We start from the raw sequence: 7,627 nt of genomic DNA on the forward strand, positions 1-7,627 counted from the left end.
CTACCGCCGCAATCTCGCGGCCGGGCAGAAGGGCCTGTCGGTCGCGTTCGATCTCGCCACCCATCGTGGCTATGACAGCGATCATCCGCGCGTCGTCGGCGATGTCGGCAAGGCGGGGGTGGCGATCGATACGATCGAGGACATGAAGATCCTGTTCGACGGCATTCCGCTCGACCAGATGTCCGTCAGCATGACGATGAACGGCGCGGTGATCCCTGTGCTGGCCTTTTTCATCGTCGCGGGCGAGGAGCAGGGGGTTCCGCAGGAGAAGCTGGAAGGCACGATCCAGAACGACATCCTGAAGGAGTTCATGGTTCGGAACACCTATATCTACCCGCCCGAACCGAGCATGCGGATCATCTCCGACATTTTCGCCTATACCAGCGCGAAGATGCCGAAATTCAACAGCATTTCCATCTCCGGCTACCATATGCAGGAAGCCGGCGCGACCCAGGTGCAGGAACTCGCCTTCACCATCGCCGACGGCATGGAATATGTGAAGTACGGCGTCGCCTCGGGCCTCGATATCGACAAGTTCGCAGGCCGTCTGAGCTTCTTCTTCGCAATCGGTATGAACTTCTTCATGGAAGTGGCGAAGCTGCGGGCCGCGCGCGTGTTGTGGCATCGGGTGATGACGCAACTGGGAGCGCAGGACGAGCGCTCGAAGATGCTGCGCACTCATTGCCAGACGAGCGGCGTGTCGCTCACCGAGCAGGACCCGTACAACAACGTCATCCGCACCACGATCGAGGCGATGGCGGCGATGCTGGGCGGCACCCAGAGCCTCCACACCAACGCGCTCGACGAAGCGATCGCGCTGCCGACCGACTTCTCCGCCCGCATTGCCCGCAACACGCAGATCGTGCTGCAGGAAGAGACGGGGATGACCAGGGTCGTCGATCCGTTGGGCGGCAGCTACTATGTCGAGAGCCTCACTCAGAGCCTCGTCGACAAAGCCTGGGAGATCATCGAACGCGTCGAGGCCGAGGGCGGCATGGCCAAGGCGGTCGCCGCCGGTTGGCCCAAGGCGATGATCGAAGAGGCCGCAGCCGCGCGCCAGGCGCGGGTCGATCGCGGCGAGGACGTGATCGTCGGGGTCAATAAATACCGGCTGCCGAACGAGGATCTGCTCGAGACGCTCGAGGTCGACAATGCCGCGGTGCGCGAGGCGCAGATCGCGGGCATCCAGCGGGTGAAGGCGGGCCGCGACGAGGCGGCCTGCCAAGCGGCGCTGGATACGCTGCGCGAAGGCGCGAGAGGGAGCGGCAACCTGCTGGAGCTGGCCGTCGTGGCGGCGCGTGCTCGGGCGACCTTGGGCGAGATCAGCGCGGCGATGGAGGATGTGTTCGGCCGCTATGCCACCCAGCCGACCCCGGTGAAGGGCGTCTATGCGGCGCCCTATGCCGAAGACGATCGCTGGGCCGAGGTTGTGCGCGGCGTCGAAGCGGTCGAACGCCGGCTCGGCCGCAAGCCGCGGCTGCTCGTCGCCAAGATGGGGCAGGACGGGCATGATCGCGGCGCCAACGTCATCGCCTCGGCTTTTTCGGACATGGGTTTCGAGGTGGTCAGCGGGCCGTTGTTCCAGACGCCGGAGGAGACCGTGGTGCTGGCGCTCGACAGCGGCGTCGACGTGGTCGGCGCCTCCAGTCTGGCGGCCGGGCACAAGACGCTAATCCCCGAGCTGATCCGCGGCCTGCGCGAGGCGGGGCGGAGCGACATCAAGGTGATCGCCGGCGGCGTCATCCCGCCCCAGGATTACGACATGCTGCGCGCGGCGGGGGTGCAGGGCATCTATGGCCCGGGCTCGAACGTCGTCGAGTGCGCGGCGGACGTGCTGCGCCTGCTCGGCCATAACATGCCGCCGCTTGGGGCTGCCGCCGAATGAGCCTGGGCTTCTCCGTCGAGGCGCTGATCCCGCGCGCCCGGGGCGGAGGGGCGCTGCGCATGGGGCTGGTGCGGGTTCCGGAGGCAGAATGGCTGACGCCGGAGGCGGACTTGGATGCGCGGGCAGCGATGTTCGCGGCGGAGCCGGAGTGCGTGCAGGTGCTGCCGGAGGCGGAAGCGGCGGTGGACGAGGTCGCGGAGTTGCTCTCACGTCGCCGCCTTCAATATCGCCCTCCGGGCGAAAGCCGGGATCCATTCGCTTCAACGCCTGCAGCAGGAGCTGAACCTGAGACGGCAATGGATCCCGGCTTTCGCCGGCATGACGGCTTGGAGGGAAGGATCGCTTCCGTCGCCGATGCGCTCCGTACCGCAGCAGCCGGTGTGTGGGAGGACCTGTGCATTCTCACGCCCGACGCTTCTGGCCAGTATCGCCTTACCGCCGCCGCTATCGCGTTTCCCACCGACTGGCACTTGCATGAAAAGCTCGGCCAAGCGCTGACCCCGATCCACGCGCCGATCCACGGCTATGCCGAACAGCTTGCCTCGGGCGTCGACCATTTCTTCGCGACGCTCCAGCCCGGCCCGATATTCGGGCGCACCAACTGGTTCGTCGTGGCGAGCGATGCCTGGCGCTATCTGCCGCAGGAGGCGCCCGAAGCCCGCTTCGCCCATGTGACGGCGGAGAATGCCGGCGAGACGCTTTTCGTGCGCTGCGAGCGCCAGACGCTCCGCCGTCTGCCCGAAAGCGGCGCCGTGCTGTTCACCATCGGCATCCATGTCGAGCCGCTCGACCGCCTGAGCACCGGCGCCGTCGCTCGTGTTGCTCAATCGGTCGCAGGCATCGGCACCGGCGAGCACGAACGCCGTGCCGCGCCCTTTTACGCAGACGCACTCACCCGCTATGCCGAGCGGCGTAACCGAACTCCGGAGTTAGCCGCTTGACCCTCGAAACCACCCCTGTGCGTACCGACTGGACCCGCGACGAGATCGCCGCCCTATTCGACCTGCCGGTCACCGAACTCGTGTTCCGCGCGGCGGAAGTACACCGTGCCAATCATCCGGCGAACCAGGTCCAGCGCTCGACCTTGCTCTCAATCAAGACCGGCGGCTGCCCGGAGGATTGCGGCTATTGCAGCCAGTCCGCCTCTGCCGATACCGGCCTCAAGGCGACCAAGCTGATGGACCCCCGCGCGGTGCTGCAGGCGGCGGCGCAGGCCAAGGACCATGGCTCGACCCGCTTCTGCATGGGCGCTGCCTGGCGCAATCCCAAGGACCGCGACATGCCAGCCATCGTCGAGATGGTGAAGGGCGTTCGCGCGATGGGCATGGAAACCTGCATGACGCTGGGCATGCTCACCGGCGACCAGGCCAAGACGCTCGCCGATGCCGGGCTCGATTATTACAACCACAATATCGATACCTCGCCCGAGCGCTACGGCGAGGTGATCACCACCCGTAGCTTCGAGGAGCGGCTGGAGACGCTGGGGCATGTTCGCGAGGCGGGCATCAACGTGTGCTGCGGCGGCATCGTCGGCATGGGCGAGACGCGCGGCGACCGGGTGGGCTTCATCCACGCGCTGGCCACGCTGCCGGTGCATCCGGGCAGCGTCCCGGTCAACGCGCTGGTGCCGGTGAAGGGGACGGTGCTGGGCGACATGCTGGCGGACACGCCGCTCGCCAAGATCGACGATATCGAGTTTGTGCGGACCGTCGCGGTCGCGCGCATCACCATGCCGCGCTCGATGGTCCGCCTCTCGGCCGGCCGCGAGAGCATGAGCGATGCGACCCAGGCGCTGTGCTTCCTGGCGGGCGCCAATTCGATCTTCACCGGCGACAAGCTGCTGACCGCAGGCAATGCCGGTGACGACAAGGATGCCGCGCTGTTCGCGCGCCTCGGCATCACGCCGATGGCCGCGGAGTGCAAGGTGGAGCTGGAGGCGGCCGAGTGAGCCTTGTGTTTGCCTCGGTAGGTTTCGCGGCGTTTTGGAGTGTCGCGACGGTTCCATTGATCGTCGCGGCTACCGCGAGAACCAAACTTGGCACGAAAATCGGCGCGCTTTTGGGCTTAGCGGGCGTGTTCGCGCTGACGGTATTCGCCGTCACTATGGCTTATGCGATGAGTGATGACGGCGCACCTGTGCCGCTCCTCGTCGCGACGTCCCTCCTCGTGACGTTCTTAGTCACAGCCTTCTTTTCCGTTCGTCGAAGGGCTGCCTGATGTTCAAGAAAATCCTCGTCGCCAACCGTGGCGAAATCGCGTGTCGGGTGATGCGCACGGCCAAGAAGATGGGCATCGCCACGGTCGCGGTCTATTCGGATGCGGATGCCCGCGCGCCGCATGTGCGGATGGCGGACGAGGCAGTGCGGCTCGGGCCGGCACCGGCGGCGGAGAGCTATCTCCGCGCCGACCTGATCCTGCTCGCCGCCAAGGAAACCGGCGCCGATGCGATCCACCCCGGCTATGGCTTCCTCTCCGAGCGCGAGAGCTTCGCCAAGGCCTGTGCAGAGGCGGGCATTGCGTTCGTCGGCCCGCCGCCGGGGGCGATCGCGGCGATGGGCGACAAGATCGAATCGAAGAAGCTCGCCAAGCAGGCGGGGGTGAACGTCGTCCCTGGTTTCGTCGGCGAGATCGAGGATACCGAGCATGCGGTGCGGATCGCCGGCGAGATCGGCTATCCGGTGATGATGAAGGCCTCGGCCGGCGGCGGCGGCAAGGGCATGCGGCTCGCCTATAGCGAGCAGGACGTCCGCGAAGGCTTCGAGGCGACCAAGCGCGAGGGGCTCGCCAGCTTCGGCGACGACCGCGTGTTCATCGAGAAGTTCATCGAAAGCCCGCGCCATATCGAGATCCAGGTGCTGGGCGACCAGCACGGCAACATCGTCTACTTGAACGAGCGCGAATGTTCGATCCAGCGGCGCCACCAGAAGGTCGTCGAGGAGGCGCCGTCGCCCTTCGTGACGCCGGAGATGCGCAAGGCAATGGGCGAGCAGGCGGTCGCGCTGGCGCGGGCGGTCGGCTATTACAGCGCGGGCACTGTCGAGCTGATCGTCTCGGGCGCCGACAAGACGGGGCAGGGCTTCTACTTCCTCGAAATGAACACCCGCCTACAGGTGGAGCATCCGGTGACCGAGGCGATCACCGGGCTCGATCTGGTCGAGCAGATGATCCGCGTGGCGGCCGGCGAGAAGCTGGCGTTCGGCCAGGACGATGTGAAGATCAATGGCTGGGCGATCGAGAACCGCGTCTATGCCGAGGACCCCTATCGCGGCTTCCTGCCGAGCACCGGACGCCTGGTGCGCTACCGGCCACCTGCGGCCGCCAAAGCGGGCGAGGGCTATATCCGCGTCGACGACGGCGTCGCCGAAGGCTCCGAGATCAGCATGTTCTACGATCCGATGATCGCCAAGCTGATCACCTGGGCGCCGAGCCGCGACGAGGCCGCCGACCTGCAGGTCCAGGCGCTCGATCGCTTCCGCATTGACGGGATCGGCCACAATATCGATTTCCTATCGGCAATCATGCAGCACCCTCGCTTCCGCTCGGGCGAGCTGACCACTGGCTTCATCGCCGAGGAATATCCCGAGGGCTTCCACGGCGCGCCCGCGGACGAGGCACTGGTGCGCAAGCTCGCCGCCGTCGCGGTGGTGCTTGACCTCGCGCGAGCGGAGCGTGCGGCGGAAATTTCCGGCCAATTGGGCGATCGACCCGCGCTTTCCACCGAACGCACGGTGCGGATCGGCGATCATCATTTCGATGTGACCGTGGACGGCTGCGACAGCGGCCTGCTGGTGAACCTTGCTAGTGACGAGGCGCCGTTTGAGGTTTCCGGTCATTGGCGGCCGGGTGATCCGCTGTTCATCGCCCGGATCGACGGCGAGCAATTCGCCACGGCGGTCGATCGCACGCGCACCGGCTGGAAGCTGACCGCGCATGGCGCCGCGCACCGGGTGGAAGTGTTGCCGCCGCACGTCGCGCAATATCGTCGGCACATGATCGAAAAGGTGCCGCCGGACTTGAGCAAGTTCCTGCTGGCGCCGATGCCGGGCCTGCTGACGCGGCTGCATGTCGGCGTCGGCGACACGGTGGTGGCGGGACAGCCGCTCGCGGTGGTCGAGGCGATGAAAATGGAGAATATCCTGCGCGCAGAGCGTGCCGGGACCGTGAAGGCGGCGAACTTCGCTGCGGGCGAAAGCCTGGCTGTCGACGCCATGATTCTGGAATTCGAATAGCGCGTTCGGAAAGCTGCACAGTTGTGCTTGCGTCCGGACAGTTTCTCGGCTTCTCGTATGAATCGGGGGCATAACGGAGCGTCATCCTTTCGGGATGCGTTGGTCGGTGCTTGAAGGTCAGGGGAATGGCGCCGTGCAGGAAGAGGATGGCTTTACGCGCTGGATCGAAGCGTGTGCCGCGGGCGAATTGCTCGGGATTGCCATGGCCGCGCTCTGGTGGGTCACGGTCGAGCGCTTCGATCCCATTCCCATGGGCGTGGGCGCGGAAATCGCGGTATTGCTCGGCAAGACTGGGAGCGGAGTCATTCAGGGCGTCGTGCTGGGCTATCTGCAAAGCTGGGCAATGAAGCGACAGTTCCCGGCGCTCGAAACGCGGGGCTGGGTGTTTGTCACCGTGGTTGCCGCCACCGCCATGTGGTCGGTCGCGGCATGGTATTCGGTGTTCCCGCCGATGAACGGTGAGCCACTGATGCCGCCGGTTCAGACGCTGTTCCAGACCGCGATGACGGCGGCAGGGTTCGGGTTCGGCGTCGGGGCACTGTTCGGCGCTGTCCAGGCGATCGTGCTGCGCCGCGCCGCGCGCAACGCGCATTGGTGGATCGCGACCAACGCTGTCGGCTGGGGCGCAGCCTTGCCCTGCATCTATGTCGCGTCGTCGGTCGGAAGTGCCGATCCGGGGTCGCTGGAGGTCGCCTTTCGCGGACTGGTCGGGGGTGTCGCCTCGGGTGTCGTGCTGGGCACGATTACCGGTCTGTCCTTTGCTGTGATGCAGGCGAAACGGCCGGCTGGCGACGCCAGCTGACCCGTTCAGCCGAGATGCGCGGCGAACCGGGCCAGGATCTCGGTATACAAGTCGCGCTTGAACGGCACGATCAGCTCGGGAAGCTCGGCCGGGTCTGCCCAGCGCCAAGCGCGGAATTCGGGTTCGGCGGTGACGATATTGATGTCGTCATCGCTGCCGAGGAAGCGGAACAGGAACCAGCGCTGACGCTGGCCGCGCCATTTGCCCTTCCAGATCCGGCCGACGAGATCGTCGGGCAGATCGTAGAACAGCTCGTCCTCAACCTGCGCGATCAGCTCGATATGATCGGCAGCGACGCCGGTTTCCTCCCAGAGCTCGCGGATCGCTGCCGCGATCGCGTCCTCGCCCGGATCGATGCCCCCCTGCGGCATCTGCCATGCCTCGACCACCGAATCGAGGCGCTGGCCGACAAAGACACGGCCGTCGCGATTGAGCAGCATCACGCCCGCGCAGGGCCGGTAGGGAAGGGTCGAAATGTCCGTCATGTTGACCTCCTATCGCGGCGGCGGGCCATACGAAAGCGGCTTCGTTTGCGGGGTTCCCTGCCGGTCGTCTTGCCGGATGCTCCGAACCCCCTAGTTTGATCAACGTGCTCCCGATCGTTCACCACCCCTGGTATGTCGCCCCAGCGCCGGCGCGCAGCACCTATCAATGGAACAAGAACGGGTTGGTGCGTGATCTTCTGCAGGCCGAGCGGGACCGAATTGCCTG

Annotated in this window: 7 protein-coding genes; 6 read left to right on the forward strand and 1 reads right to left on the reverse strand. The window is 66.0% G+C overall.

Annotated features, from left to right (window positions below; translation table 11 throughout):
• From scpA to ACX40Y_RS18120, 6 genes are all read left to right on the forward strand, one after another.
• Positions 1–1,885: methylmalonyl-CoA mutase (gene scpA, locus ACX40Y_RS18095; RefSeq protein WP_459120972.1), on the forward strand; the 1,885-nt coding region annotated here is incomplete at its 5' end.
• Complete coding sequence (locus ACX40Y_RS18100) at positions 1,882–2,826, forward strand: heme-dependent oxidative N-demethylase family protein (RefSeq protein WP_459120973.1); 945 nt, start codon at positions 1,882–1,884, stop codon at positions 2,824–2,826. The genes scpA and ACX40Y_RS18100, both read left to right, overlap by 4 nt.
• Positions 2,823–3,833 (forward strand): biotin synthase BioB, encoded by a 1,011-nt coding sequence (gene bioB / locus ACX40Y_RS18105; RefSeq protein ID WP_459120974.1) that lies wholly within the window; start codon positions 2,823–2,825, stop codon positions 3,831–3,833. The genes ACX40Y_RS18100 and bioB overlap by 4 nt, the downstream gene beginning before the upstream one ends.
• A complete protein-coding gene (locus ACX40Y_RS18110) occupies positions 3,830–4,102 on the forward strand; it encodes a hypothetical protein (RefSeq protein ID WP_459120975.1) in 273 nt (90 codons plus the stop codon). Before bioB ends, ACX40Y_RS18110 begins: the two co-directional genes overlap by 4 nt.
• Positions 4,102–6,114: an acetyl-CoA carboxylase biotin carboxylase subunit gene (locus ACX40Y_RS18115; protein WP_459120976.1), complete on the forward strand. Its 2,013-nt coding sequence runs from the start codon at positions 4,102–4,104 to the stop codon at positions 6,112–6,114. Before ACX40Y_RS18110 ends, ACX40Y_RS18115 begins: the two co-directional genes overlap by 1 nt.
• A 94-nt stretch (positions 6,115–6,208) precedes the next feature.
• Positions 6,209–6,916 carry a hypothetical protein gene (locus ACX40Y_RS18120; RefSeq protein ID WP_459120977.1) on the forward strand — a complete coding sequence of 236 codons (708 nt, stop codon included), beginning with the start codon at positions 6,209–6,211 and terminating at the stop codon, positions 6,914–6,916.
• Between the two features lie 5 nt (positions 6,917–6,921).
• On the opposite strand, the gene ACX40Y_RS18125 is transcribed toward ACX40Y_RS18120, so the two are convergent.
• Positions 6,922–7,401, reverse strand: a complete 480-nt coding sequence (locus ACX40Y_RS18125) for an RNA pyrophosphohydrolase (RefSeq protein WP_459120978.1) — start codon at positions 7,399–7,401, stop codon at positions 6,922–6,924.
• Between the last annotated feature and the right edge of the window lie 226 nt (positions 7,402–7,627).

The sequence above is a fragment of the Sphingomonas sp. RS6 genome (assembly GCF_054489705.1).

Bases quoted from the DNA above. Each gene is read 5' to 3' on its own strand.
- ACX40Y_RS18100 (WP_459120973.1), top strand. From the start codon at position 1,882: ATGAGCCTGGGCTTCTCCGTCGAGGCGCTGATCCCGCGCGCCCGGGGC.
- ACX40Y_RS18115 (WP_459120976.1), top strand. From the start codon at position 4,102: ATGTTCAAGAAAATCCTCGTCGCCAACCGTGGCGAAATCGCGTGTCGG.
- ACX40Y_RS18120 (WP_459120977.1), top strand. From the start codon at position 6,209: ATGCGTTGGTCGGTGCTTGAAGGTCAGGGGAATGGCGCCGTGCAGGAA.
- ACX40Y_RS18125 (WP_459120978.1), bottom strand. From the start codon at position 7,401: ATGACGGACATTTCGACCCTTCCCTACCGGCCCTGCGCGGGCGTGATG.